Source organism: Chitinophaga silvisoli (assembly GCF_003412465.1).
Classification (GTDB): domain Bacteria; phylum Bacteroidota; class Bacteroidia; order Chitinophagales; family Chitinophagaceae; genus Chitinophaga; species Chitinophaga silvisoli.
In genome coordinates this window covers 527,626-553,577 of sequence record NZ_QTJV01000009.1, presented here as the reverse complement: position 1 = coordinate 553,577, position 25,952 = coordinate 527,626, and the positions used below count along the sequence as shown (strand labels likewise).

Annotated in this window: 22 protein-coding genes; 15 read left to right on the top strand and 7 right to left on the bottom strand. The window is 46.1% G+C overall.

The features are described 5' to 3' along the window. Positions 1–72 precede the first annotated feature (72 nt). Complete coding sequence (locus DXN04_RS24115) at positions 73–702, bottom strand: hypothetical protein (protein WP_147320049.1); 630 nt, start codon at positions 700–702, stop codon at positions 73–75. 103 nt (positions 703–805) lie between these two features. Between DXN04_RS24115 and DXN04_RS24110 the strand changes: the two genes are divergently transcribed. Then, positions 806–1,648, top strand: a complete 843-nt coding sequence (locus DXN04_RS24110) for a 3-keto-disaccharide hydrolase (RefSeq protein ID WP_116856022.1) — start codon at positions 806–808, stop codon at positions 1,646–1,648. 106 nt (positions 1,649–1,754) lie between these two features. Here the strand turns inward: DXN04_RS24110 and DXN04_RS34885 are convergent, their stop codons facing one another. Further along, a complete protein-coding gene (locus tag DXN04_RS34885) occupies positions 1,755–1,928 on the bottom strand; it encodes a hypothetical protein (protein WP_158569127.1) in 174 nt (57 codons plus the stop codon). Between the two features lie 215 nt (positions 1,929–2,143). Between DXN04_RS34885 and DXN04_RS24105 the strand changes: the two genes are divergently transcribed. The 5 genes from DXN04_RS24105 to DXN04_RS24085 all read left to right on the top strand — a co-directional run bounded on the left by DXN04_RS24105 (position 2,144) and on the right by DXN04_RS24085 (position 8,598). Then, positions 2,144–2,854 (top strand): RNA ligase family protein, encoded by a 711-nt coding sequence (locus tag DXN04_RS24105; protein WP_116855952.1) that lies wholly within the window; start codon positions 2,144–2,146, stop codon positions 2,852–2,854. Beyond that, entirely contained in the window at positions 2,838–3,944 is a 1,107-nt protein-coding gene (locus DXN04_RS24100; protein WP_116855951.1) for an AAA family ATPase, read from the top strand. Before DXN04_RS24105 ends, DXN04_RS24100 begins: the two co-directional genes overlap by 17 nt. A 189-nt stretch (positions 3,945–4,133) precedes the next feature. Continuing rightward, positions 4,134–4,778: an START domain-containing protein gene (locus DXN04_RS24095; RefSeq protein ID WP_116855950.1), complete on the top strand. Its 645-nt coding sequence runs from the start codon at positions 4,134–4,136 to the stop codon at positions 4,776–4,778. A 375-nt stretch (positions 4,779–5,153) separates the two neighbouring features. Beyond that, positions 5,154–6,608 (top strand): 3-keto-disaccharide hydrolase, encoded by a 1,455-nt coding sequence (locus DXN04_RS24090; protein WP_116855949.1) that lies wholly within the window; start codon positions 5,154–5,156, stop codon positions 6,606–6,608. Positions 6,609–6,636: 28 nt separating this feature from the next. After that, on the top strand, positions 6,637–8,598 hold the full coding sequence (locus tag DXN04_RS24085) for a c-type cytochrome (protein ID WP_116855948.1): 1,962 nt from the start codon (positions 6,637–6,639) through the stop codon (positions 8,596–8,598). 99 nt (positions 8,599–8,697) lie between these two features. On the opposite strand, the gene dcd is transcribed toward DXN04_RS24085, so the two are convergent. Further along, the gene (gene dcd, locus DXN04_RS24080) at positions 8,698–9,234 is read right to left on the bottom strand and encodes a dCTP deaminase (protein WP_116855947.1); all 537 of its coding nucleotides are present in this window, start codon (positions 9,232–9,234) and stop codon (positions 8,698–8,700) included. A gap of 33 nt (positions 9,235–9,267) precedes the next feature. Between dcd and DXN04_RS24075 the strand changes: the two genes are divergently transcribed. The 7 genes from DXN04_RS24075 to lpdA all read left to right on the top strand — a co-directional run bounded on the left by DXN04_RS24075 (position 9,268) and on the right by lpdA (position 17,479). Beyond that, entirely contained in the window at positions 9,268–9,882 is a 615-nt protein-coding gene (locus DXN04_RS24075) for a 4'-phosphopantetheinyl transferase family protein (RefSeq protein WP_116855946.1), read from the top strand. Positions 9,883–9,909: 27 nt separating this feature from the next. Then, complete coding sequence (locus tag DXN04_RS24070; protein ID WP_116855945.1) at positions 9,910–10,419, top strand: shikimate kinase; 510 nt, start codon at positions 9,910–9,912, stop codon at positions 10,417–10,419. Continuing rightward, positions 10,412–10,813, top strand: a complete 402-nt coding sequence (locus tag DXN04_RS24065; protein WP_116855944.1) for a DUF423 domain-containing protein — start codon at positions 10,412–10,414, stop codon at positions 10,811–10,813. The genes DXN04_RS24070 and DXN04_RS24065 overlap by 8 nt, the downstream gene beginning before the upstream one ends. Positions 10,814–10,821: 8 nt before the next feature. Next, entirely contained in the window at positions 10,822–12,258 is a 1,437-nt protein-coding gene (locus tag DXN04_RS24060) for an alpha/beta hydrolase family protein (protein ID WP_116855943.1), read from the top strand. A 253-nt stretch (positions 12,259–12,511) separates the two neighbouring features. Then, entirely contained in the window at positions 12,512–15,109 is a 2,598-nt protein-coding gene (locus DXN04_RS24055) for an FtsK/SpoIIIE family DNA translocase (protein WP_116855942.1), read from the top strand. A gap of 108 nt (positions 15,110–15,217) precedes the next feature. Then, positions 15,218–15,889, top strand: a complete 672-nt coding sequence (locus DXN04_RS24050; protein ID WP_116855941.1) for a LolA family protein — start codon at positions 15,218–15,220, stop codon at positions 15,887–15,889. Positions 15,890–16,072: 183 nt separating this feature from the next. Next, complete coding sequence (lpdA, locus tag DXN04_RS24045; protein ID WP_116855940.1) at positions 16,073–17,479, top strand: dihydrolipoyl dehydrogenase; 1,407 nt, start codon at positions 16,073–16,075, stop codon at positions 17,477–17,479. Positions 17,480–17,550: 71 nt separating this feature from the next. Here lpdA and DXN04_RS24040 read toward each other — a convergent pair whose 3' ends face one another. Continuing rightward, positions 17,551–20,310: a S8 family peptidase gene (locus tag DXN04_RS24040; RefSeq protein ID WP_116855939.1), complete on the bottom strand. Its 2,760-nt coding sequence runs from the start codon at positions 20,308–20,310 to the stop codon at positions 17,551–17,553. Between the two features lie 466 nt (positions 20,311–20,776). Here DXN04_RS24040 and DXN04_RS24035 point away from each other — a divergent pair, with 466 nt between their 5' ends. Continuing rightward, positions 20,777–21,607 (top strand): M57 family metalloprotease, encoded by an 831-nt coding sequence (locus tag DXN04_RS24035; RefSeq protein ID WP_116855938.1) that lies wholly within the window; start codon positions 20,777–20,779, stop codon positions 21,605–21,607. A gap of 89 nt (positions 21,608–21,696) precedes the next feature. Here DXN04_RS24035 and DXN04_RS24030 read toward each other — a convergent pair whose 3' ends face one another. Together DXN04_RS24030 and DXN04_RS24025 are read right to left on the bottom strand one after the other, a co-directional pair. Next, entirely contained in the window at positions 21,697–22,593 is an 897-nt protein-coding gene (locus DXN04_RS24030; protein ID WP_116855937.1) for a class I SAM-dependent methyltransferase, read from the bottom strand. A 106-nt stretch (positions 22,594–22,699) separates the two neighbouring features. Further along, entirely contained in the window at positions 22,700–24,247 is a 1,548-nt protein-coding gene (locus tag DXN04_RS24025; RefSeq protein WP_116855936.1) for an acyl-CoA mutase large subunit family protein, read from the bottom strand. 123 nt (positions 24,248–24,370) lie between these two features. Here DXN04_RS24025 and DXN04_RS24020 point away from each other — a divergent pair, with 123 nt between their 5' ends. Further along, on the top strand, positions 24,371–25,297 hold the full coding sequence (locus tag DXN04_RS24020; protein ID WP_116855935.1) for a peptidoglycan DD-metalloendopeptidase family protein: 927 nt from the start codon (positions 24,371–24,373) through the stop codon (positions 25,295–25,297). 120 nt (positions 25,298–25,417) lie between these two features. Here the strand turns inward: DXN04_RS24020 and DXN04_RS24015 are convergent, their stop codons facing one another. After that, the gene (locus tag DXN04_RS24015; RefSeq protein WP_449384899.1) at positions 25,418–25,939 is read right to left on the bottom strand and encodes a DUF7935 family protein; all 522 of its coding nucleotides are present in this window, start codon (positions 25,937–25,939) and stop codon (positions 25,418–25,420) included. Positions 25,940–25,952: the final 13 nt, after the last annotated feature.

Below are 25,952 nucleotides of genomic sequence, written 5' to 3'. Positions count from 1 at the left end.
TGCTAAAGATTTAAGTAATTGGTATTCAATTGTTATTAGAAATTTTGATTGAGTAATGAATTTCACAGACTGCTAGTCTTTATAGTCTGCCGCGAGTTGTTGGTAAATATCATTTCCCCAGTGGGGTGCCAGTGCATTATCCGGTTTAAATGCAGCAAATCGCTGGCCAGCTTCTGCAACCAGTGGCGCTGCTTTTTTCTTGCCCCCACCAAAGAGGGAAGGCGTGTGGTAGACCACCAATGCTTTCAGCAAATAGGCCCTCGGGTTGGTACTATCCGCCGCAATGGCCTTATCTGAATAATCTTTGCTATCAGAACCCAGCGTGGCTCCCCGGGTAGGACTTGCATTAATTCTTGCCGAGAGCCAGTAAGCCATTAATGTGAGTGCTTCTGTGTTTCCCGGTTGCATTTCCAGTGCTTTCTTCACATAGGGTTCCGCTTTTTCTGTCAATGGCTCAGCTTGTCCTTTTGGTGCCTGAAAACTTGACTGCGTGCAGGCCCAACCCGCATAATATTGTAACAGGAATTCTCCCGGGTGTGCTTTGGACAAAGTTTCCAGCTCACTTATATTTTGCTGCCAGGTACCAAAATTCTTAGCAGTATCCAATTGGGTCAACACTTTTTGCAGGGGTTGTTGCCAGGCATCCTGTGCGAAAGTAAAATGATAACTGAGAAAAAGGAGGATAGTAAACAGTACTTTCATACGAACATATTTTATGAGTATTGCCCCAATAACATGCCAAGCCATATTATGAAATATTGTCAACATGACATATCTTAATACTTCTAAAATCAAAAACAGAGTTATGAAAAAACTGTTGACTGCTGCTTGCCTGCTTTTGTCCCTCGCCTGCACGGCCCAGCAAAAATCGAAAAAAGGATGGATTCAACTCTTCAATGGTAAAGACCTGAAGAACTGGGATATAAAGATCAGAGGCCATAAAATGAATGATAATTTCGGTAATACCTTCCGTGTGGAAAATGGTATTCTCGAAGTGCGGTACGACCAGTACAAAGATTGGGGAGAGCGCTATGGACATATGTTTTACAGGAAGAACTTCTCAGCATACCTGCTGATCGCAGAATATCGTTTCGTAGGCGAACAGGTAAAAGGTGGTCCTGCATGGGCACTGCGCAACAACGGCTTAATGCTGCACGGCCAGAGTGCTGCCAGCATGGGCCTGAACCAGGATTTTCCCATCTCACTGGAAAATCAGTTGTTAGGTGGTAATGGCAAAGATCCACGTCCAACAGGTAATCTCTGTACACCAGGTACCAATGTAGTCATCAATGGAAAGCTCATTACAGAGCATTGTAATACCAGTACTTCCAAAACATATCCTGGAGAACAATGGGTAAGGGTAGGGGCGTTGGTGTTAGGTGATTCCGTGATAAAACATATCGTGTTCAACGATACGGTGATTGTTTACAATAAACCACAGGTAGGCGGTGGAAACGTGGAAGACGCTGATCCTTCACTGTTGAAAGAAGGCCGTTTACTCCATGAAGGGACCATCTCCATCCAGAGTGAAAGCGCACCAACTGATTTTAGAAAAATAGAATTGTTTGATCTCTCTCCATATATGAAAGACCCTAAGAAACTGGATGCTATCATCCATCAACTGCAGGAAGAAACCAGAACAAAGTAATTAATATAGAAAAGAGCTTGTATCAAAAGTAAAGGCATTGAGAAAACATCCTCTTATACATCCCTGTTACATGTGGGAAATTTACTTTTAATACAGGCCCTTTTCTTTACCGTATAGCAAGCACCGGTGCTTTGAACGCGGTATCCGGCAATGCTACCTGAATAGCTCCATGGGGCGGTCTTGGTGGTTTTGGCGGTCTTGGCGGGCCGTTACGTGGTGGCACACAACTCGCCCCCCAAACTAATATCCCCAACAACAATGGAATGAATATTCGTTTCATATAGTAAACATTTAGTTCCACATATGAAAAATCAAATTGCGTGCCGGGCATGCCAGGCCAATATTCCGAAAAAACCTTATCTTTGCGCCCAATAAAAAAACAATTCAAACCTTGCGCCATGTAATCTCACAGGCATATTAACCACTCCTCCCGCCACCTGCACACCAAGCAGGCATGGCCTGTGAAACCTTTGTCTTTACTAAACCCTGAATAACATGGCTATTTCAGAAAAATATGGCCGTACCTATCATTTTCCGTTCTCACCGGGTACCACCAGTGATGATCGTATCAAGCATGATTACTGGCAATACATCAGCACCATACCCTCACTCATACACACGGAAAAGTTAGACGGTGAAAATAATTGTCTCTCCAGGCATGGTGTCTTCGCACGCTCACACGTGGCGCCTACTACATCTCCCTGGACAGAGAGCCTGCGCCGTTACTGGCACCTCATAAAAAACGATCTGGGTGATCTCGAAATATTCCTCGAAAATGTATACGCGATTCATTCCATCGCATACAGCAATCTCGATCATCATTTTTATGTATTTGCTGTCAGAGAAAACGGGCAATGGCTCAGTTGGGAAGAAACCTGCTTCTACGCAGCAATGCTGGACCTGCCGGTTGTACCAGTCATAAAAAAATTAAGTACACCTGCATCCCAACAAACATTCGAAAGTGAACTGCTCGACATCGTCAAAGGTCCCGGTGCCTTTGCAGCGCACGATGCATTCACAGGTGCGCCAGCCACCATGGAAGGCGTGGTCACAAGAGATGCAGGCAGCTATCCTGTATCCTCATTTGCTGAACACGTATTTAAGTATGTAAGAAAAGGACACGTAAAAACAGATGTGCACTGGACGCGCAACTGGCGACGTGCCCGTTTAAATTTTGAAGGAGGTCAACATGTGGACTATCAGTGAAAATAAATCATGGGATTTTTTAGAAGCAAATTATGACTGGATAAAACGTATGCGCGATACACCGCAGGATGCACGTCATCATGCAGAAGGAAATGTAGCTGTGCATACACAGATGGTCATTGCTGCCTTGATCAGTTTACCTGAATACCAGGGACTTGATGCACAAACACAGGAGATCCTGTGGGCTGCTGCATTACTGCATGACGTGGAGAAGGCGGGAACCACGGAAACCCTGCCTGACGGCTCGGTAGTTTCTCCCGGTCATGCACGCAAAGGTGAGATGACGACAAGGCAAATCCTTTACAAAGAATTGCCCGCACCATTTGCTATCCGGGAACAGGTTGCCAAACTGGTACGTTTTCATGGCCTGCCCCTGTGGGTGTTTGAAAAACCGGATCCGGTGAAAGCATTGATCATAGCCGCCCTACAGGTAAATACACAATTGCTGGCCATGCTGGCAAAAGCAGATGTACTGGGTAGAATTTGCCAGGATCAGCAGGAGCTATTGTATAGAGTAGAATGCTTTGAAGAACTTTGTAAAGAGCAGCAATGCTGGGGCCAGACTCCCTGTTTTTCAAATGCACATGCACGAATGCATTACCTGCAAAAAGCAACTGCAGACCGTACCTATGTACCCTTTGAACAGCCAAAAGCAAAGGTGATCATCATGAGCGGTTTGCCAGGGGCAGGCAAGGATACTTACGTACAAAAGCATTTTAAAAACTGGCCGGTAATTTCACTGGATGCCATCAGGATAAGTATGAAAATTGCACCCACTGACAAGTCAGGCAATGGACGCGTGATCCAGGAGGCGAAAGAACAGGCAAGGGTATACCTGCGGAACCAGCAGGGTTTTGTTTGGAATGCTACGAATATCACGCACGCCATGCGTGAACAATTAATTTCATTGTGCTTACAATATATGGCGGAGATAATCGTCATATATGTTGAAGTCCCTTACAAAGTTTTGTTTAAGCAAAACAGTGCGAGGGAAGCCATTGTACCGGCAGCTGTTATGCAACGGCTGGTACATAAGCTGGAAGTACCGGATCTTACAGAGGCACATGAGGTCGTATATGTAGTGTGCTGATACCTTACTTAGGTAGCTGCTGTAAGCAGGCCTATAGGTAAGGCGCTTTCCTGACCAATTGTTATAGTATTGCTAAATTGTAGTACTATCACTCAGGAAAGTGCCTTCCCAACTTCCCAAAATCATATAATCCGTAAATTGCAAGCAACCCGGCCAATTTGCTATCAACCGTTTGGCCAAGGCATAGACATGAAGAAACGTTTAATGATCATTAGCGCGGCAATGCTGTTATCCCTCTTTTCTTACGCCCAGAATGACTGGAAATTAAAAGACGATAAGGACGGGATTAAGATTTATACAAAAACAGCTGCAAACTCCAACTTAAAAGCTATTCGCGTAAAAGTTGCAGTGCCGGCTACCCTCAGCCAGCTGGTAGCCATCATCCTGGATATCTCTTCGGCAAAAGACTGGGTGTACAGTACCAAATCGGCTTCCTTAATTAAACAGGTAAGCCCTTCCGAGCTTTTTTACTATTCCGAAGTTGAACTTCCCTGGCCTATTACCAACCGCGACTTTGTTGCCCACCTGATTACTACCCAGGATGCAAAAACAAAAGTGGTGACCATCGACGGGCCGGTAGTGCATGATTACGTGCCTGAAAAGAAAGACATTATCAGGGTGCGTAATTCCTATGGCAAATGGGTGCTCACTCCTTTGCAAAATAATATGGTGTATATCGACTATACACTGGAAACTGATCCCGGTGGTTCCATCCCTGTATGGTTAGTCAACCTCTTCGCTACGAAAGGGCCAATGGAAACCTTCAAAAAATTGAAAGTACAGCTGGCGAAACCAGCCTACAAAAATCTCCATTTAGCATTTATTAAGGAATAAAAGGAGCGTTTTAGCGCTTCCTGGGTCCACCTTAAGTCCACGTTCTGTTCGACGCTTCTTCGACACATCCCCGATTAAGCTTCGACTGCGCTTCGTTGCTATAAGGCCACCATAAGATCACCAAAAGGTCACCTCAATATCCCTGTGATAATGAAGTGACCTTTTGGTGGCCTTATAATGCCCTATTAGTATCGAAGCCCTACTCTATTTTACCCCTCAGCAAACCCTATGCTTCCTACATACAACATTAACCCCATCCATCACCATTCATACCCAAGGCCTTGCTTCTCCCAAATTCAATTTCTATATTGCATATCGTCAAAAGGTCTCAACGCTAAAATTTCACTTCTTTTGACACAATTTTATTGTAACGTTATGGTACTTAGATCGAAAAATCATGCAAGCCGGTCTTTGATGGGCTTCCTTTGCCTTTGCGGTATGGGAATAGCTGTTGTCAACCCAGCATCCGGGCAGTCCGGCAGTCTGCCACTACAGGACTTATCCTCGTTTCATGACCCAGGGCCCAGCTGGAGCATCGTCACTGACGCTGCCGCCGCACTGGATAAACCTCATGAACTGAGTTTTTCCCCTGGCACCGGTGTTCTTTTAAATTTACCCGACAAGAAACACCCGGGTCAGGACCTCTTCACGAATGCGGAATATGGAGACATAGACCTGGAACTGGACTATATGATGGCACCAGGTTCCAATTCAGGCGTATACCTCGAGGGCAGGTATGAAATCCAGCTGCTGGATAGCTGGGGCAAAACCAACCCTACCGCAGGTGATAACGGTGGTATTTACGAACGCTGGGAAGATAGCCGCCCCTCGGGACTCCAGGGCTACGAAGGCCATGCACCCCGTTACAATGTAAGCCGTGCACCCGGCCTCTGGCAACACCTGAAAGTATCTTTCCAGGCTCCCCGCTTCGATGCCAATGGCAAGAAAATCTCAAATGCCAGAATGCTCCTCATCACCCTGAATGGCACCGTCATTCATGAAGATGTAGAACTCCTGGGCGCTACCCGCGGCGCTATGGAAGGTGGCAGAGAAAGTGCGACCGGCCCGCTCCGCCTGCAGGGCGATCACGGTGCCGTTGCCTTCAGGAACATCAGCATCAAAAAAAGAGAAGCTGCCTCCGAAACACAAAATGCCAATAACCGCCGCGACAATGTCGATCCTATCTACGTAGATGCCAACGTAAACACCACCCTCCGCAGCTTTATGGATGTACCCAATTTCCGTATCGTACACGCCGTAAACGTAGGTAGCCCTGAACAGGTGCATTATACCTACGACATGGACAGAGGCGCTCTGGCGCAGGTATGGAGAGGTGGTTTCCTCGACGCAACCCCTATGTGGCATGACAGAGGTAATGGAACATCCCGCCCACGTGGCACCGTGCAAACTTTAGGTAAACCTTCCTTTACCCTCGCCAGACTTGCCAACGCGCAGGCAGCATGGCTGACAGATACTACGGGCACCGCTTACCGCCCGAAAGGTTATGTACTCGACGACAAAGACCGCCCAACTTTCAAATACCTGATCTATGGCACTGCTGTAAGCGATGAAATACGCGTGCTCTCCGAAGGTCATGGTGTACATCGCGTCATCACTGTCGCAAATCCTGTAGATGGACTGTATGCAAAGATTGTAGCAGGTAGCACAATTGAACCTGTTTCAAAAGATCTGTACATCGTAGATGGCAAAGCCTGTTATCTGCAACTGGAAGATACCGGCAATGAAAAGCCCATCATCCGTGATGCAGCTGAAGGAAAGGAAATGATTATTCCTATTCACACTAAGCTGAGCTATGCCATCATTTTCTAATCGTTCATTAATCTTTTGAATCCTGCACATGAAGAACATATTTAAAAAGGCAATGCTTTGCGGCATGATGCTGGCCCTCACCTCGATGGCCACACAGGCACAGGAAACGCCGAAAGAAGAAGACTACTTTAAGATCTTAAAAATGAAAGCCCCCGAAGGCATCCTGCTGGAAGTAGGTGGGCTTTGTGTATTACCTAATGGCGACCTGGGTGTATCTACCCGCAGAGGCGATGTCTGGGTAGTACATGCTCCGGATAGCCGCAACCCGTACTGGACAAAATTTGCCGGCGGCCTGCACGAAATCCTGGGCCTGGTATATAAAGACGGTGCCCTGTATTGCGCACAACGCGGGGAACTCACAAAACTCATGGATACCAATATGGACGGAAAGGCAGATGTATACGAAACCGTATATGCATGGCCGCTTTCCGGGCATTATCATGAATATAGCTTCGGCCCTAAACTGGCTCCGGACGGATCTTTCTTCGTATCCGGCAACGTTGCATTTGGTGATGAAGAATGGTGGAGAGGCGAAAGCCGTGTTCCCTGGAGAGGCTGGATGATGCACATCTTTGAAGATGGTCATATGGAACCTTATGCTACAGGTTTTCGCTCTCCATGCGGACTGGGTATGATCAACGGCGAATTGTTCTACTCTGAGAACCAGGGCGACTGGGTAGGCTCAGGTGGTGTATGGCAGGTGAAGAAAGGTGCCTTCATCGGGCATCCTGCAGGTCTGCGCTGGTCACAGGAACCAAATTCTCCTGTGAAAGTAACCGAGAAACAATTCTTCTCACTGGTAGATGGCCGTCGTGTGAAAAATGCAGAAGGCCGCTATATCAAACCTGAAAATGTGGTGAATGAAAAATTCGTCACACTGATGGATGTAAAGAAAGAGATTCCGGACTTACAACTGCCGGCAGTAATTCTGCCACATGGTATCCAGGGTATTTCAAACTCTGAAATCGTACAGATCCCTGAAGGTAGCTTCGGTCCCTTTGCCGGCCAGTTGCTGGTAGGCGATCAGGGACAGAGTAAGATCATGCGTGTAGTGATGGAGAAAGTAGAAGGCGAATACCAGGGCGTATCGTTCGACTTCCGCCAGGGTTTCCAGTCTGGTGTACTCAGAATGGCATGGGCTAAGGACGGAAATACTTTATTCGTTGGTGAAACCAACCGTGGATGGGGTTCTGCCGGTGAGGCAAATGAAGGTTTACAGAGACTGGTGTGGAATGAAAAGATGCCGTTTGAAATGAAAACGATCAAGGCAATGCCTGATGGTTTTGAAATTGAATTCACATTGCCGGTAGATAAGAAATCTGCAGAAGATCTGGCTTCTTACCATGTTGAAAACTTCACCTATAAATATCATGCAGTGTATGGTAGCCCGATGGTAAACATGGGTCAGTGTCCTGTACGCGGCGTGAAGGTTTCTGAAGACGGATTAAAGGCAAGGATTATAGTAGATAGTCTGCGTCTGGATTATGTACACAACATTGTACTGGATGGTGTGAGAGAGAAAGAGCATTTCTATTCGCTGATTCACAACAATGGTTATTACACCCTCCATCATATTCCACAGGGTGCAAAATTGCCTCTTGCGCAGGCAAGCACTTACAATTCAGAAAAGGTAAAAGCTGCTGCAAAACCAGCTGCTGCTACCGCTGCCAAAACTACTGCCGCGAAAACTACAGCCGCTACAAGCGCTGGTGCTGCTGCAGCAGTAAAGAAAGCACCTACTTTCGAAGAAGTAAAACCTTTGCTGGCTAAATACACTTGTCTTGCCTGTCACAATGCTGAAAAGCGCCAGGTAGGTCCGGCATATAAAGAGATTGCAAAGAGAAAATATAGCAGCGATCAGATCTTAAAACTGATTGCAAATCCAAAGCCACAGAACTGGCCGGAGTACGCGACAGAAATGCCGCCGATGCCGCAGGTACCCAAGGCTGATGCGCTGAAAATTGCAGCATGGATCAATAGTTTAAAATAAAAATCTGCAATTGCCTGCCGCAGGGCATAGATACCCACAAACAAAAACGCTTTTGCCATCGGCAAAAGCGTTTTTTATTTAAATGAAATCAATTCAATTCTAAAACTGATTCTTCCACATCATACTCTCCACCGGCTTCACCGTTCTTGCATTATACTTCGCATTCCCTTTCTTGTTATAGAACGTTTCCACATCACCTTCCACCACGAAATAAATCAACTGTCCGATCGGCATTCCTGCATAAATTCTCACAGGCTGCGCACAGCTGATCTCCAGTGTCCATGTATTACAAAAACCCACATCACCCTTACCGGCTGTAGCATGAATATCAATCCCCAATCTTCCGGTGCTCGACTTCCCTTCCAGGAAAGGCACATGTGCATGTGTCTCCGTATATTCTTCCGTCACACCCAGGTACAGCGTTCCCGGTTGTAATACATACCCTTCTTCCGGTATTTCAAAATGTTCAATTTCGTTGTGGGAGCGGGCATCCAGTACACGGTCTTTATACGTAGCCATATACTTGCCAAGGTGTACATCGTAAGAGTTGGTGCCGAGATACTTCCGGTCGTAGGGTGAAATGACAATAGTGCCTTTCTCAATTTCCTCCAATATCCTTTTGTCAGACAGGATCATATATTTGGTTAATTAGTATTAATTTGGCAAGATATGCCATTAATACGTACGATACAAATATCTCCCGGCAGCCGGCTGGGAGTATGGCAGATCGGAGAGGACGAAACCTTCTTCAGGAAAAGGGTGAACATATCGCCCGCCATTCATCATCCGCACAAACGCCTGCAGCATTTTGCAGGCCGTTACCTGCTCACGGAATTATTTCCGGGCTTTCCTTTGGATAGTATCCAGATCATGGAAAGCCGGAAACCTATCTTATCCTGCAATAGTTTGCATTTCTCCATCTCTCACTGCGGCGATTTTGTAGCTGCCATCGTGAGCCAGGAGGGAGCAGTTGGCGTGGATATCGAGCGCATGAATGACAAAATTGAGAAAGTAAGCCATAAATTCCTCTCACCTGCAGAGCGGGAATTCATTGATCCGGCCAATGCCCTGGCCCATAAGACTATCTGCTGGAGCGCCAAAGAGGCTGTTTTTAAATGGTATGGACTGGGAAAGGTTGATTTTAAAGAAAATATGCAGTTAGAGCCATTTCCATATCAATTATATGGGTATATGCGCTGTAATTTTAACAAAGCAGATAAAAAAGCACGGTTATCTTTGCAATATCTTATTGCGGACGGCCTGTGCCTATCCTGGACCATTTAATGCATTAACTTTTTAAATATACACTGCTTGAAGATCTTTTTATTAGGTTTTATGGGTGCCGGTAAATCCTATTGGGGAAAACAGCTGGCCGAGCATCTTAAGTTACCATTCTATGACCTGGACGATGTAATTGTAGAATCCGAAGAAATGTCCATCAGTGATATCTTCGCCACCAAAGGAGAAGATTATTTCCGGCAAAAGGAAAGTTTCTGGCTGCGTGAGCTGTCAGAAGCCGATAATTTCCTCATTTCCTGCGGGGGAGGAGTGCCCTGCTTCCAGGATAATATGGATGTGATGAACGAAAGAGGAACTACGATCTGGCTGAACCCCGAATTGCCTGTGATCGTTGACCGGCTGAAGCGTAAAAAAGCCAAACGTCCGCTCATCGCTGATCTGCCGGATGACGAAATCCTCGCATTCGTAGAGAAAAAACTGGCCGAAAGACAGCCGTTCTATCAACAGGCACAAATTACAATAGCTGAAACTGATAACGTAACATTAGATACATTTACCAAAAGACTGAACGATAATGCATAAGGGCTTTTTAATCTGGGCAACGGTATTTGGCATATTAGGTGTAATCCTGGGCGCATTCGGCGCACATAAGTTATACGATATGGCGACTACAGACGCTATGAAGACGACATTGGAAAGAGCGTATAAGACCGGAATTACTTATCAGTTTTACCATGCTTTTGCATTGATAGCAGTAGCACTGCTGTATGCGCATTTTCCTGGTTCCCTTACACAATGGGCCGGACGCTGCTTTGTCACAGGCGTGATCCTGTTCTCCGGTTCACTCTATCTGTTAACACTAAAAGGATTCGGAAAAATAGATTTTCCTTCCATCATCGGTATCCTGACACCGATCGGCGGGGTATTCTTCATCGCTGGATGGGTTTGCCTGTTACTGGCGGTTATTAAGAAATAAAAGAACGTATGCTTAGATCTGTGGTTTTGACCTGCCTGGGTATATTCCTGGGAGGGTTTGTATTTGCACAATCCGGTCCTGACATCAGCGGAAAGTGGTATGGAATTCTGAAGACCCCGCAGGGGCAGAAGCAACGCCTGGTACTCACATTTACCAATGAAAATGGTGAGTGGACCGGGCAGATGGTGAATCCTGACGAAGAAGATGCGCCTGTGCTTACAGATACCGTAGCCCTGACCAGCGATAGTCTTAAATTCTCCATCCCCCGCATCGGCGTGGTATTCATGGGTGCATGGACGAACCGGAATACCTACAATGGATTCTTTTACCAGCTGAACAACAGGGTGAGCATTTACTTCTCCCGTAAGGAAGTGAAGGAAGATGACCTGGAGATAGAACGTCCGCAAACGCCTAAGGGGCCGGTAGCCTACGATACAGAGGATATTAAATTTGTAAATAAGATTGATAAAGTGCTCCTGGGTGGCACACTGACCAGACCAGGTAGCAAAGGAAAAGATCCTTTTAAAGTAATCATACTTATTCCCGGTGCCGGACATCCGGACAGGGACAATGAAATGTTTGGCCATCGTCCCTTTGCCGTGCTGGCAGATTATTTTGTAAGGCGAGGAATTGCGACCTTCCGTTTTGACCAGCGGGGAGTAGGGAATAGTACCGGGAATTATGACTCTGCCAGTGTGGGCAACCTGGCCAACGATGTGCAGGCGGCGCTTGACTACCTTAGAAGCAGGAATGATATTGATTCATTGGGAATTGGATTGTTGGGATATGGTGAAGGTGGTGCGGTTGCTGAAATGGTGGCTGCCAGTGACAGGATGATCGCTTACCTGATGCTGATGGCGGCACCTGGAGTAGACGGGCAAACCCAATACCTGAACAGGATGACAACGACGGCAGCTTCCTATGGTGATTCAAAAGAACGGATCAGGGATTATAAAGATTATTACCAGCCCTACCTGAAAGTGCTGGTCAATCAAAAGGATACACTGTCCCGGAAGACGATTGCCGCTACTTACCTGGGGCATATCTACAACCGTTTTGGAGATAGTACGAACATAGCTGGCAAACAGCAGTTTATACGGGAAGTATATGCCGCAGACACCCGGCCAAGAGCCCTGTCATTACTGAAATTTGATCCGGGTCCTTACCTTGCAAAGATCAAATGTCCGGTGCTGGCATTAAATGGACTTAAAGATGTGGAAACGGAACCTGACAGCAACCTGAAAGGAATCCAGGAAGGACTCAAAGCTGGTGGAAATGAAATGCTGACGATGTGGAACATTCCCGGACTCAATCATTTGTTCCAGCAATGTACTACCTGTAGGATAGAGGAGTATGGCACCCTGGATGAAACAATCAGGCCTTCGGTAATGGAAGCGATGATAAAGTGGTTGACAAAACTGTATGAAGAAGCGGAGAAAAAATAAATGATTAAATAAAATTGATAGAAATGGTTTTGCTTAGCGGCAAAACCATTTTTTTTGCCTGAAATTGTCATGGTAAACCGGCGGGGGCATAATGGAAGTTCGCTATGCAAAACCTAGCATCGCAGCGGCGAAGCCCCCAAAAGGATAAATTTACATACAGCTGCAGGTCAATAGCATGGCTATTTTCAGGTATATATGAAAATTAATTCTTAATATATCAACCTGTGGCCTTAATTTTGGAGCGCAATAGAATATGTCTAAGAACAAACTGAAAACTGAAAAACCAGAAAGCAAGAAACCTCCTCGTGCTAATGACCCCAACGTATTGAAACAGGAAAAAGAAGCAGAGGTAAAAGTAAAGGAGCTGGTAAAAGATGAGCGCACCCACAAAGTATTGGGGGTGATATCCCTTTTATTGTCCCTCTACTGTTTTATTGCATTTACCTCCTACCTCTTCACCTGGCAGGAGGACCAGGATAAGGTATTCCGTTACAGCGCCAACATTCTCCTCATGGACAATGAAGCTGTAAAGGTAGAGAACCTGCTGGGTCGTCTGGGAGCATTCGTTTCCCACTGGTTTTTTTACAAAGGATTTGGTGTCGCTTCCTATCTTTTTTGTTTCCTCTTCTTTATTCTCGGTGTCAACTTCATCGTAGGCCGCCGGGTATTCAGGGTATGGCGCAATGTTAAATATATTCTCTTTGGTTTACTGTACCTCAGCACTGCTGCTGCTTTTATAGCCGGACTTGCGGCTGCAGATTTTGCATGGGGGGGCGCTATGGGCGATGGCGTAAGCAAGTGGATCTCTGGTTTCCTCGGTACTGCAGGTGCAGCTTTACTCCTCATGGTAGCTGGTCTCGCATGGTCTATCTGGAAGTACAACCTGGATTTCAAATGGGTGTTGCGCAAGCCAAAACCACCTAAACCACAGCTGGCCGGTATGCCGGATGGGGCAGTTGATGATGTGGAAGTATCCGTAGCTCCTGCGAAGAAAGATCCAAAACGTAAAAATGGACTGAAAGAAAATGGTACCGCTGTAATAGTACCTACCCTTGAAGAACCGGAAATGGAAGACATGCAGCTGGTGGAAAAAGAATTGCCGCTGGCAGTGGTGCCCCAGGTGATGGAAGAGGAAGAAATTGAAGAGGAGATAGAAGAGGAAGAAGAGGATGCAGGTCCGTTATTGTATATTGAAGAAACGGTGGAGCAAACCAATGCCCGCAACAGGAAGAATAATGCACCTTTAGATGTAGCCTGGGAAATCAAGCCAAGTAAGGATGAACCGGAAGAAGAGCTGGCAGAAACCACAGGTTCTGTAGGCGAAGCAGCACAGCTGGATCCTTATGATCCTTCCCTGGATCTGCGTGATTACAAACATCCGTCTCTCGAACTGCTTGACAACCATAATACCGAAAAGGTGGTGCAGGATGCTGCAGAACTGGATCGCAACAAAGACCAGATCATCAGCACCCTTAAGAACTACGATATTTCCATCCAGAAAATCAGTGCTACGGTAGGTCCGACCGTCACCCTGTACGAAATAGTACCGGCTGCCGGTGTACGTATCTCACGTATCAAGAACCTGGAAGATGATATTGCCCTGAGTTTGTCAGCGCTCGGTATCCGTATCATAGCGCCGATTCCCGGAAAGGGTACCATTGGTATTGAGGTACCGAATGTGAAAAAGAGCATGGTATCCCTGCGTAACCTGCTGGCTTCTGAGAAGTTCCAGCAGAGCAACATGGACCTGCCAATCGCTATCGGTAAAAAGATTGATAACGAAAACTTCATTGCCGATCTGGCCAAAATGCCTCACCTGCTCATGGCGGGTGCTACCGGCCAGGGTAAATCTGTGGGGATCAATACCTTATTGGTTTCCCTCCTGTACAAAAAGCATCCTTCACAGCTGAAGTTTATCCTGGTAGACCCTAAGAAGGTGGAGCTCTCTCTCTATAAACTAATCGAGAAGCACTTCCTGGCAAAATTACCGGGCGAAGAAGATGCGATTATCACCGATACCAAGAAGGTTATTCATACCCTCAATGCCCTGTGTATAGAAATGGACCTGCGTTATGACCTGCTTAAAGAAGCAGGTACGCGTAATATCCGTGAGTATAACAGTAAATTTATACAGCGCAGGCTAAACCCCCAGAGAGGGCACCGTTACCTGCCATTCGTAGTACTGGTGATCGATGAGTTTGCAGATCTGATCATGACAGCAGGTAAGGAGGTAGAAATGCCGATAGCACGCCTGGCCCAGCTGGCCCGTGCAGTAGGTATTCACCTGATCATCGCTACCCAGCGCCCTTCAGTGAACATTATCACAGGTACCATCAAAGCCAACTTCCCGGCACGTATTGCATTCAAAGTCTCCTCCAAGATTGACTCCCGTACTATCCTGGATATAGGTGGTGCAGAGCAGCTGATTGGTCAGGGGGATATGCTGGTATCACTGGGCGGGGAACTGGTGCGCCTGCAATGTGCATTTGTGGATACACCGGAAGTAGAAAGAGTAGCCGAATTCATTGGAGAACAGCGGTCTTATCCCGAGGCCTACCTCCTGCCGGAATATGTGGATGAGAAGGATCTGGAAGGGAAGGAAGTGAACCTGCAGGACAGGGATCCACTGTTCGAAGAGGCTGCCAGGGTGATCGTGCAAAACCAGCAGGGGTCTACGTCTTTGCTGCAGCGCAGGATGAAACTGGGGTATAACAGGGCGGGCAGGCTCATGGATCAGCTGGAGGCAGCCGGTATAGTAGGGCCCAACCTGGGAAGTAAGGCAAGAGAGGTGAATGTGAAGACCGAGACGGACCTGGAAATGATTCTCAATGATTTAGGAGGGGGATTCTAATCACACGTAAGGTGCAATTTCCGCCTTTTTGGCACAATCTTAACAATCCGGGCATGTCCCGGCATAACATTTGTTTTTACTACTACAACAATAAAAAAACTTACCGTAATGAGGAAAATTTTATTCATGAGCATGTTGGCAGGGAGTGTAGCAATGAGCGGCATGGCTCAGACAAAAACAGGCAGCCTGGGTGCGAATGACCCGAAAGCAAAGGTGATCCTGGATAATGTGAGCAAGAAGTTTTCAACCTTCAAGACTGTTGTAGCTAACTTCGTATTGAAAGTAGAAGGCGGCAACAACAGCGTGACAGATTCCAAGAAAGGGACTGTATATGTAAAAGGAAGCAAGTATAAAGTGAACCTGGAAGGCCAGGAGATCATTAGCGATAACAAAACTAGCTGGACCTACCAGAAAGATGCTAATGAGGTGACAATCAATAACGTAGATCAGGGTAGCACACAGCTCACACCTGCTAAGTTGTTCACAAACTTCTATGATAAGGATTATCTGTACCGTTTGGATGCAGAAACTACTGAAAAAGGTAAGGTGTACCAGAATATTGAGATGACACCAACCGACAAGTCCAAGAATGTTTTCAAGGTAATTGTGTCAATTGACAAGAAAAATCAGAACATTTCAAGGATGAAAATGTTTGAAAAGAACGGGAACCGTTATACATACGAGATTACCAATTTCACGCCTAATACGAACCTGACGGATGCGACATTTAGTTTCGATCCTAAGAAGTATCCAGGGGTAGAAGTGGTGGATCTGCGATAGAAAAGCGGATACCGGCAAAATATTGATGGATCTTCGATTAAGAAGAAAAGAAAAGCCTGGCTATTTTTGGCCGGGCTTTTTTTGTAGCTCAGCGTGCCAACTGTTTTACTCCTGTTTATAAGCATACTAGCAATTGCGCTTTTTTTTACTACCTTTGGCAAGTTTTAATTAAAATTAAGCATTATGGCATACGACGTAATCGTAATTGGTAGTGGCCCCGGTGGATATGTGGCGGCTATCCGTGCTTCTCAGCTGGGATTTAAGACGGCAATCGTTGAAAGGGAGAACCTGGGCGGTATTTGCTTGAACTGGGGTTGTATCCCTACTAAGGCATTGTTGAAGTCTGCACAGGTACTGGAATACATACAGCATGCCAAGGCCTATGGAATCAATGCAGGAGAAAGCAGCGCTGATTTTGATGCAGTTATCAAGCGCAGCCGTGGTGTTGCAGACAAGATGAGCAAGGGTGTGCAGTTCCTGATGAAGAAAAACAAAATTGATGTTCTGCTGGGTACTGGTAAGCTGAAAGCTAAAGGTCAGGTAGAAGTTACAGATAAGGACGGTAAAGCTGTAGTACACGACGCTAAGTACATCGTACTGGCTACCGGTGCTCGTGCCCGCGAACTGCCTAACCTGAAAATTGATGGTAAGAAAGTAATCGGATACCGTGAGGCAATGGTACTGCCTAAACAACCTAAATCCATGATCGTAGTAGGTTCCGGCGCTATCGGCGTTGAGTTTGCTTATTTCTACGCTACCCTGGGTACTAAGGTGACTATCGTTGAATTCATGCCGCGCATCGTTCCGGTTGAAGACGAAGATATCTCTAAAGAACTGGAGAAAATCTACAAGAAGAAAGGTATCGAAATCATGACCAATGCATCTGTTGAAGCTGTAGAAGCAAACGGTGAGGGCGTGAAAGCGAAAGTTAAGACCGCAACCGGTGAGATCAGCCTGGAAGCAGATGTTGTACTGAGTGCTGTAGGTATTCAGGCAAACATCGAAAACCTGGGTCTGGAAGCACTGGGTATCAAAACCGACAAGGGTCGCGTACTGGTAGACAAATACTATCAGACAAATGTACCAGGCATTTTCGCCATTGGTGACATGGTTCCTGGTCAGGCACTGGCACACGTAGCTTCTAAGGAAGGTATCGTTTGTATCGAAGCGATCGGTTACAATGAAAAGAAATATGCTCACAAACCTGAGCCTATCGACTATATGAACATTCCTGGTTGTACTTATTGCGCACCAGAAATCGCTTCTGTAGGTTATACTGAGAAAGCAGCGAAAGAAGCTGGTTACGAAGTGAAAGTTGGTAAATTCCCATTCTCTGCGTCAGGTAAAGCAACTGCTGCCGGTGCAAACGAAGGCTTTATCAAGGTGATCTTCGATGCCAAGTACGGCGAGTGGCTGGGTACGCATATGATCGGTGCGAATGTAACTGAAATCATTGCGCAGACAGTAACTGCACGTAAGCTGGAAACTACTTACCAGGAAGTACTGGATTCAATCCATCCGCACCCAACTATGAGCGAATCTGTAAAAGATGCGATCGAGGTGGCTTATGGTGAGGCGATCCACCTGTAATAGAAGGTATTAGCGCTATATATAAAGGGCCGGAGCATCGCTCTGGCCCTTTTGCATTTCCATCAGGACCATTAGAGTTTTACCAGCTTGGTAGAGAACACCTTCCTGCCATCATCATATAATACGCAGGTATAGACACCCGGCGATAATTGTTCGACAGACACCGTTTCCTGCAGGTTAGACAGGGTTTTAGTCATGACCAGTCTGCCACTGATATCAAACAACTGCAGCTGCATGTTGCTCATACTTTTGTTGACTACGTTCACCACCGTGGTGGCAGGATTTGGAAAGATCAGGTGTGCATGCTGTTTCAGCAGGTAAACGGCCACAGGGTCGGAGTAGAGTTGGGTTCCATTATCAGTTACGAGCCTGACCCTGTAATAAAGCAGTCCCTCCGGTGCATTTTCATCTTCGGTTGTATAAGAGGTAGCAGTGCTGACAGTACTGCTGCCAATGGTCACGTAATCCTTTCCTGATAATCGCTCCCAGTACACTTCACTGATATGCCAGGTAGTACCTAAGGTTAACACCAATGATACATTTCCGGATGATGTTTCATTCGCCAGCAGACTTTTGAAATAACACCCCGTGCCTTGCAACTGGTAATTGGTGGCATAGCTTTTTAATCCTGCCCATCCCTCAGCATGCAATGGACTCACCGCATAATAAGCAGAACCGGCAGCAGCAGAAAGCGAAAGAAAGGTATCTACAGTTTGCGTGTAGGGGAGAAGATAAGTATTACCCATATTATACAGCTGATAAGCCCCTGCATTTTGCAGCTTGTTCCAGAAGATCATCGCACTGTCTCCGCAATCATAACCTGTCTGTAAAGAAAGGCGTGGCGAGAGATAAAATGTATCACTCACAAAGGAGGTATCCGGCGTTGTATATTTTAACAATGCAGTGCAGAAAGTATCCGGAATGGTCCAATAATATAAGCCTGTACCGGTATTTAATTGAGTTGCGATGTTTTGCCAGCTTACTCCTTTATCATAACTGCAGGACAAATCTCCTTTCGCTGTTATATTCGAACGCCATCGTAAGGGAATGGGCACCGGGTTACCGGCAACTATTACCTCTTTAGCTCCCGGATTTTGCCATTCAAACGAGTTTTTGAACTCATAGCTGTAAGCAATATAAAAAGCCTGATCAGGTACCTCTAAATGATGCGCAGCTACCTGGATCTGTACCGCACCTGCAGCCGGATTGTCTATTGTAACCTGTTCTACATTATTCAGACTATCACGGCCGCGATGCGGGGCTGCAGCCAGGGAATCTGATACAGGCGCAGCAGATAATACCCAGGGAAAATAAACACTCCCATTTACATGTACTGTCAGGTCCAGGTCATTGACCAGCGCCCTCACTGCATTTGCTGCTGCAGGAGGATCGTTCCATACCAGGCTTACTTTTAATTTTTGCACACCGGCGGGTACCTGTATCGTGAATGTTCCATGATCTGTGCCGCGTAAAAAATGTTGCTGTTCCAGTGCCTGTAGCGCATGCAATGCATGGAGACTACCAAAACCAGCGCTATAGCTGATAGCGTTTCCACTGGCACTGTTAATCAGAATTGCCTTTATCAATGCAGCCGAAGGCATGGTATGATATACCTGTTTATATGCCTGTTGTAAGAGTGCGGAAACACCGCTTGTCAATGCGGCTGATCCTGAAGAACCATCTATTCCAAACGCTACTAATTCAGGTTTGATCCGCCCATCATATGCGGGCCCTTTCGAACTGATTCCGGGTACATGCAAGGAATCGTCAGTAGCACCTACAACCAGTACATTTTTTGCCTGCTTAAAGGTGCCCGTCAGGTTTGCAAAACCATTCAGGTTAGCATAAATCCCGGTAGTATCACCGGTGGTACCCACATTACCTGAAGAGAATACATGCAGCACAGTATCTGAATGAAATACTTCTTCATCATATGCTACCGCCTCTGCACCATAATAATTTTCTATTCCTGTACCATAGGAATGATTCTGTATAGATACATTATAAGCATGCATATACGCACTATCCTCCGGCAGTAAACTATAAGTATAATTCGCAGGGCATAGCACTGCCTGTGGTGCAGCGCCTAATCCCTTTTCCCCGTTATTCCCTGCACCCGCTATCATGGTAGCCATTATAGTTGCATGCGAAGAAAAATCCGCCGATGCATTTTCATTCATCAGGCATCTTCCAACAAGGTCAAGATCTGTCGTGTCAAATAAATCTTCTTTCAAGGATACTGTAATATCAGTACCCCTGATAGCAGGGTAAGCCTGTTGAGCAGTATTGATTGCATTCGCAGAAAGATCTGCGGAATTAATTCTTTGTTCTGGAAATGCCTTTCGCTGTACATCAGCAAAGGAGATAAAAGACTGCTGAATAAAATGATCCCAGTCTTTAGTAAGAACAGATACCATGTAATTGGTTCCGGTCTGTCGCAGTATACGGCAATACGCCGGCGCAGCACTGGCAGTGACAATGATGCTGACGCTATCTTTTTGGGACAATAAGTTCAATACATTCGTACTTGCTTTCCAGTTAGCACTGGCAGGTAGCACGTATACAACGCGCTGTTGTAAGCAGCTATCGAAATTTGTCTTCTTAATTATAAAATGTACCTGGCTCAATGATTTTACTACCCCATAATCATGCAGTGATTCACCGGGATATTCACGGAACTTTACGAGGTAATAGGCTGTATGTTTACGCGAGACAGTCTCCGCAGGTTCCCTGCTGGCGTACCTCAGGGCTACCTGATCCGGTAAGTCCTGTGCGCCTGCTGATAATGATTGGCATACTAATAAGTGTAACAAAACCAGGGTTGCTCTCATAAAGATTTTGGGTTGACAGGTTGCTCGTTGCTTCAAATAAAACTAATGTAATTCATTCATAAGTTTGATTCACAGGGCAAGAAAAATTTTTTTTGGTTTCATGGAAAGTTGTAATATTGGACCCGAGCAACTAAAATCTAAACGTCGAGGCAATTGATACCAGAGATGAAGTAAACAGCCATATAATGGCGTTAACCAAAGGAATCAAATAATCATTGAAAACCCGGAGAGGACGCGGATCTTGCCATACCGTATCTTTTACCCGCATCACTTTATGAGCACTAAAATTATGGTTTAGCAGTAAACAATTTAAACATGCATGATGCACGTGTAGTGCAGCAATTGTAAGCACGAGTTATTATCTGTCGTTAGCTGTATTTACTGATGATGAATACGTCTGTTTTTCATCAGCGAATCAGCTAATAATATCTTCATTTTCCTGAAACCCAAACCCAAATCTAAATGTATGCGTAAACATTCATTCAACGCCTTATTGTGTCTGATGGCAGGCATCGCAGTAGCCACTGTGTCCTGTAAAAAAGATAATGTAAACAGCACTAAATCTGCCGATGCTATTTCTACTGAAACCCTCGCAAAGATCGAAGCACTCGGTTTTAGCGCTGCTGATGTTCACAAATTCGGCAATGATTACATTGTAGAAGGTGATATCCGCCTCACTGAAGAAGATCTGAATGCTAAATACACCGGCCCTGTGCTGCGTGTAGCAAGTTCAGAACAATATCGCACTACTAACCTGGTAACAGGTACACCACGTACTATCAAGGTCAAGGTTGCAAGCAGCCTTGGTAGCGCTTATGTAGCAGGTACTGATACTGCTATTGCCCGTTACAACCGCCTGGGTCTGGCCATTACTTTCACCCGCATCACCAGCGGTACTGCAAACATTACTATCTCTGGTTTTAACGAGGGCCCTAGCGGTGGTTACATCACCCTGGGTTCTTCAGGTTTCCCAACCAACAGTGGTAATCCTTACAGCTCTATCCTGATGAATACCAACTCTCAGGCTTATGGCAGCAATCCAAACGTATTGTATGTAGGTTCCGTAATCCAGCATGAAATCGGTCACTGTATTGGTTTCCGTCATACTGATTACTTCGATCGTTCTTACAGCTGTGGTGGTTCTGCTACCAACGAAGGTGCTTCAAGTGTTGGTGCTATCTGGATTCCAGGTACGCCAACAGGTGCTGATGCCAATTCATGGATGCTGTCTTGCTCCAATGGTGGCAACCGTACCTTCAACGCGAACGATATTATCGCATTGAACTACTTGTATTAATTAATAAGAAAGATATTCTTATTAGCTGATGCATGAGCAAAAAAAAGCCGGTAGCGTAATTGCTACCGGCTTACAATATATTGAACAGATTATTCTGCTTTACATTCATACACGACAGAACTACATCTGTCTACTTCCTTCAGGCCTTTCCTCCATGAAATAAAACCATTCCAAAAACCCTTGAAAAGGCCGTTGCCACCTGTCTTATATTTCTCACTCAGCAGACTCACATAAAATCCATCAAATACCATCGGGTGTTTTTTCACTACCCTGATCTTATGTTGCTTCAGCAATACTTTCATAGCAGCAGGAGAGAAGTGATACAGGTGCCGGGGCACATCGTATGCTGCCCAGTGTTCAGCATAATGCTCTGCATCGGGAGAGGTGTAGTTAGGTACCGCGATGAGCAGTGCGCCTTCCGGTTTCAGTAATGTACGGATCTGGCGGATATAGTCATGTAAGGTATGTACATGTTCCAGTACATGCCACATGGTGATAGCATCGAATTGCCCGGCAGGCAGTGTGAAGAGATCTGCTGATGGGCGGGGTTCGATATTGTATAATGTCTTTGCGTTCTGACGGGCAGTATCATCCGGTTCAAGACCAGTGATCTCCCAGCCGCCCTGTTGCATGAAGTGAAGGAAGGAGCCGGTACCACAACCAATGTCGAGAATGGAACCTTGTTTAAGACCTGTTGCTGCCTTTACCCAGTTTTGTTTACTGCGCAGGGTGATTTTCCTCACGCTGTGGTATAAACGGTTGATGAGACCCTGGCGGGTTTCTGAGTGGGAGATGTATTCCTGCGATTGATAATAGCGACCGATGTTGGCATTGTCAGGAACGTTCTGTGTGTAACGTACGCTGCAATGTCCGCAATGTATAATATCGAAGGTTTCTTTTGAAACGGTGTAATCTTTGGCTGTCAGTACTTTATGTGAAGTTGCGGCTCCACATACCGGACAGGTGTTATGGTAGATAAAAGACATGGCCAAAAATACAGAAAACAAAACGAAAAAATCGCTTATACCGTAGGCGTAAGCGATTTTTTCGGGGCCGCTTGGAGAAGGCCTGCGGCCGGCTAAGTTTTCGTAGTTATTTATATTCGCCGAATACTTTTCTTAAGGTGTCTGCTATTTCACCCAGCGTACACAAAGTTTCCACAGCCTCCACCACTATCGGCATCAGGTTCTCCTCTGTATGCGCTGCTGCTTCCAGCCTGTTCAAAATAGCCTGTACCGCTACGTTGTCCCTTCTGCTCCTGAGCGATTGCAATCTTTCCGTTTGTACCTGCCTGATACTATCATCTATCCTGAAGATCTCGGGTGTGCCTTCTTCCTTTACCGTAAACTTGTTGACCCCCACTATTATCTTTTCGCCCCGTTCTATTTCCTGCTGGTATAAGTAAGCACTTTTCGCAATCTCATCCTGCACAAAACCCTGTTCTATCGCACTTACCGCCCCACCCATTGCATCGATACGATGGATCAGTTCCCAGGCTTTTGCCTCCACTTCATTCGTCAGGGCCTCTACATAATAGGAACCTGCCAGGGGGTCCACGGTATCAGCCACTCCACTTTCATAGCCCACAATCTGCTGGGTACGCAGTGCAATGCGTGCAGCTTCCTCCGTAGGCAGTGACAATGCCTCATCATAGCCATTCGTATGCAATGATTGTGTACCTCCCAGTGTTGCTGCCAGGGTTTGCACCGCAACACGTACAATATTATTATGAGGCTGTTGTGCTGTCAGGGTACTGCCCCCCGTTTGTGTATGAAAACGCAGCATTTGCGCTTTGGGGTCTGTCGCCCCCAGTTCCTTTGTCATATTGGCCCACATCCTCCTGGCTGCCCTGAACTTGGCCACCTCCTCAAAGAGGTGATTATGTGCATTGAAAAAGAAAGACAACCTCCTGGCAAAGACATTGATGGCCAGCCCTTTTTCAATGGCGGCTTTTAGATAGGCCTTACCGTTAGCCAGCGTAAAGGCCAGTTCCTGCACCGCATTGGCTCCTGCCTCACGGATATGATAGCCTGAAATGGAAATCGTATTCCATTTGGGTACCTCGGTACTGCACCAGGCAAAGATGTCTGTAATCAGGCGCATGGATGGCTTGGGCGGATATATAAAGGTGCCTCTCGCAGCGTATTCCTTGAGGATATCATTCTGAATAGTCCCCGATATTTTATGCAGATCCGCTCCCTGCTTTTTAGCAAGGGCCACGTACAAAGCAAGTAAGATAAATCCTGTTGCGTTGATGGTCATACTGGTCGATATGTCCTCCAGTTTGATCCCGGCAAAGAGCCTTTCCATATCTTCCAGTGAATCAATGGCCACACCTACCTTGCCTACTTCCCCTTCGGACATGGCATGATCTGAATCATACCCGATCTGTGTAGGCAGATCAAAGGCAACACTCAGCCCCATTACCCCCTGACTGAGTAAATAATGGTAGCGCTGGTTCGATGCTTCTGCAGTACTGAAACCCGCATACTGCCGCATGGTCCAGAGTTTGTCGCGGTACATGCTGGCATGTACACCTCTTGTGAAGGGAAATTGTCCGGGCAACTCATCCATGGATACCGGTTGGGTATATACTGGCTCAATGATAATACCGGCATCTGTTTTGATGATATTTTCCATAATATGCGTGTTCGTGGAATAATGATGTATGATAGACAATGTTACATAATTATTACCGTATTCCGCGAAGACCAAATTTTGATAATTTGCAGGACCGTTCCTGAAAGATTTACCGAATAAGCTATGTTTATTTACGCACTGTTATTACTCACTTTTGCCCTGGCCCTGTTCAGCATTTTCTTTACTTATACTGCTGCTGCAGCCCTATTCCGCCACAACTGGTCACGTCTTTTTGCCGGATTATCCCTGGGAGTATTTATTTATCTCTATGGCACCTGGGTATACCTGACTATCGAAGCAAAGTATGTCTTTGGCATCAGTCTCCTGCTGGCCCTGATTATTGGCTTTCTCCGCCGGAAAAGGGGGAAGCGGGCATCCAGGACCTGGCAGATCATCTTCAATTTACTTTTCGGTGCAGGTTTATCCCTGTTGAGTATCCTTTATTTTACCGGCACCACCGGCAAACCGGAAACGATTGAATTGTCTTTCCCCATGAAGACCGGACGATACTTCGTGCTGCAGGGCGGGAAGGGATTGCCTACGAACCTGTTTCATTATAGCCTGAGAGGGGCTATTTACGCCATGGATATCGTAAAACTTAAGCCGGATGGCAGGCGTGCCAATAAGATCTTCAGTAAAAAGTTGTCGGATTATGAAATATTTGGCGATACCTTATATAGTCCCTGCGATGGCCGGGTGTTAAAAGCCTACGGCAATAACCCGGATAATATTCCGCCGGATATGAGCCGTGGTCCTAATAATACCAACCAGGTGATTATCGAAACGACCAACAGTTTCATCTTTTTAGGACATATGAAAGAGGGGAGCGTGATCGTGCACGACGGGGAAGTGATTAAGAAAGGACAGCCAATGGGCTGTGTGGGCAATTCAGGATTTAGTACGGAACCACACCTGCACATCCAGGCACATAAGAAAGTACCGGGGCTGCCATGGTATCAGGGGCCGCCATTATATATACACTTTAATGGAAAGGGCTATTTACTCTATGAGGTAATCCGGCCACGAAGAGTGATGATGGTACAGGAATAATAAAAAAAGGTCGTATCAAAAGTAAATTTCCGGGGTGTAATCCGGATCCCTGATGGAGAGAATTTTCTTTGATTAAATTCTAATTGCCATCAAATTACTTTTGGTACAACCTTCTTTTTGTTAGAATAATTTGCGGGCTTCGGCATTCACAATCTGCGCGGTCATTTCGGCAGGTGAAGATTCGGCCTGGAGGAATACTTCCAGAATCTGTTTATTGAGATCCATCGCGCTGGCTTCGGCAGGGAGCTGACTGGCTACCTGGTTGATGATCGTGATGGTTTGTTCTTTCAGTGTTTTTACAGCTTCCCAGGCAAGTGGTGAAACGTAGATCTGCTGTGTTACATTGTGGTCAAATTCAGCTTTGATCGTGTGAATCAGGCCTACCTGCATGTCTGTAGCACCAAGACCTGGCTGATATACACGGCTGATCAGGTTTTGCAGGTTGATGCGGTCTACCAGCAATGCCATTCTTTCATAGGCTTGTAATTGCAGGGGCAGTACAGCTGCGTCGCTGCTGCGCTTTTCCGACACAGGAGCTGTGGTGGCAGGTGTTGCCTCCTTTTCTTTAGGTTTCAGGAACATATCCCTTAAGGTCATATATAGAATAGTTAAGATGCCGATGCCTAATACAATAAAAAGCATGCTTTGCGTTGAG

Coding starts and splice junctions, on each gene's coding strand:
- DXN04_RS24115 (WP_147320049.1), bottom strand. CDS start 702: ATGAAAGTACTGTTTACTATCCTCCTTTTTCTCAGTTATCATTTTACT.
- DXN04_RS24110 (WP_116856022.1), top strand. CDS start 806: ATGAAAAAACTGTTGACTGCTGCTTGCCTGCTTTTGTCCCTCGCCTGC.
- DXN04_RS34885 (WP_158569127.1), bottom strand. CDS start 1,928: ATGAAACGAATATTCATTCCATTGTTGTTGGGGATATTAGTTTGGGGG.
- DXN04_RS24105 (WP_116855952.1), top strand. CDS start 2,144: ATGGCTATTTCAGAAAAATATGGCCGTACCTATCATTTTCCGTTCTCA.
- DXN04_RS24100 (WP_116855951.1), top strand. CDS start 2,838: ATGTGGACTATCAGTGAAAATAAATCATGGGATTTTTTAGAAGCAAAT.
- DXN04_RS24095 (WP_116855950.1), top strand. CDS start 4,134: ATGAAGAAACGTTTAATGATCATTAGCGCGGCAATGCTGTTATCCCTC.
- DXN04_RS24090 (WP_116855949.1), top strand. CDS start 5,154: ATGGTACTTAGATCGAAAAATCATGCAAGCCGGTCTTTGATGGGCTTC.
- DXN04_RS24085 (WP_116855948.1), top strand. CDS start 6,637: ATGAAGAACATATTTAAAAAGGCAATGCTTTGCGGCATGATGCTGGCC.
- dcd (WP_116855947.1), bottom strand. CDS start 9,234: ATGATCCTGTCTGACAAAAGGATATTGGAGGAAATTGAGAAAGGCACT.
- DXN04_RS24075 (WP_116855946.1), top strand. CDS start 9,268: ATGCCATTAATACGTACGATACAAATATCTCCCGGCAGCCGGCTGGGA.
- DXN04_RS24065 (WP_116855944.1), top strand. CDS start 10,412: ATGCATAAGGGCTTTTTAATCTGGGCAACGGTATTTGGCATATTAGGT.
- DXN04_RS24060 (WP_116855943.1), top strand. CDS start 10,822: ATGCTTAGATCTGTGGTTTTGACCTGCCTGGGTATATTCCTGGGAGGG.
- DXN04_RS24055 (WP_116855942.1), top strand. CDS start 12,512: ATGTCTAAGAACAAACTGAAAACTGAAAAACCAGAAAGCAAGAAACCT.
- DXN04_RS24050 (WP_116855941.1), top strand. CDS start 15,218: ATGAGGAAAATTTTATTCATGAGCATGTTGGCAGGGAGTGTAGCAATG.
- lpdA (WP_116855940.1), top strand. CDS start 16,073: ATGGCATACGACGTAATCGTAATTGGTAGTGGCCCCGGTGGATATGTG.
- DXN04_RS24040 (WP_116855939.1), bottom strand. CDS start 20,310: ATGAGAGCAACCCTGGTTTTGTTACACTTATTAGTATGCCAATCATTA.
- DXN04_RS24035 (WP_116855938.1), top strand. CDS start 20,777: ATGCGTAAACATTCATTCAACGCCTTATTGTGTCTGATGGCAGGCATC.
- DXN04_RS24030 (WP_116855937.1), bottom strand. CDS start 22,593: ATGTCTTTTATCTACCATAACACCTGTCCGGTATGTGGAGCCGCAACT.
- DXN04_RS24025 (WP_116855936.1), bottom strand. CDS start 24,247: ATGGAAAATATCATCAAAACAGATGCCGGTATTATCATTGAGCCAGTA.
- DXN04_RS24020 (WP_116855935.1), top strand. CDS start 24,371: ATGTTTATTTACGCACTGTTATTACTCACTTTTGCCCTGGCCCTGTTC.
- DXN04_RS24015 (WP_449384899.1), bottom strand. CDS start 25,939: ATGCTTTTTATTGTATTAGGCATCGGCATCTTAACTATTCTATATATG.